The sequence below is a fragment of the Ligilactobacillus acidipiscis DSM 15836 genome, from assembly GCF_001435755.1.
In the GTDB taxonomy this organism is placed as follows: Bacteria; Bacillota; Bacilli; order Lactobacillales; family Lactobacillaceae; genus Ligilactobacillus; species Ligilactobacillus acidipiscis.
In genome coordinates, this window is the sequence record NZ_AZFI01000328.1 from 1 (window position 1) to 745 (window position 745).

1 pseudogene is annotated in these 745 nt (G+C 40.4%); it reads right to left on the minus strand.

The features are described from left to right. Positions 1–600, minus strand: a pseudogene (locus FC65_RS10950) (transposase family protein); the annotation flags it as partial. Between the last annotated feature and the right edge of the window lie 145 nt (positions 601–745).

Below are 745 nucleotides of genomic sequence, written 5' to 3' on the forward strand. Positions count from 1 at the left end.
AGTAATACTTTGCTTGAATCGGTCTGGCAGAATTTGTTGAATTTCGTGCTCACCAGCGCCATTAATACAGATGAAATGGAGCCGACCACCAATTCCTCTAAATTCATCCATGGCGAGATGAACCGGTAGATAGTTAAGATTTCTGCGAAATAAGTCATCATAGTTGTCTAAGTAACGACAGACAGTGCTAGCTGATATGCCGGCATCGATCGCAATGCTAGCTTGAGTGCGGTCGTCTTGTAGACTCATAAACACTTTCTGACGCGTGGCTCGGGAGATACAACAGTACTTGTCTACCACATCAGAAGTAGCCATAAACGACGCTTTACAATTACGACAAATGACGCGTTCTTTATGGAGTTCTAAATAAACTGGTTCACTCGCATTCGCTGCCAGATAGGTCACGCGTGATACGTAGTGTCCATTATGACTTAGCTCGCAAAAGCCACAGTTAGCGCAATGTTTCTGGTCGAACTTAACCGTGGCTATATATACTTTTGCGCGCTTAGCTTTAATCACTTGATAGTTATATTTGTAAAAAACTACATTTGGGTCTTTAATACTGAGCGCAAATTTTATATTATTATCTACAGGGTCCATAAGTTTTCACGTCCTTTAAAAATGATGCTGTAGTGGGTGGATTTTTTAGGTGCGAGGCTTATGGGCCTTTTTTATTTTGCACTAAAAAATCCTGCTAATAGATTACCATGTTAAGTAAGCTATCAACAGGAAAAAGTATAGAACC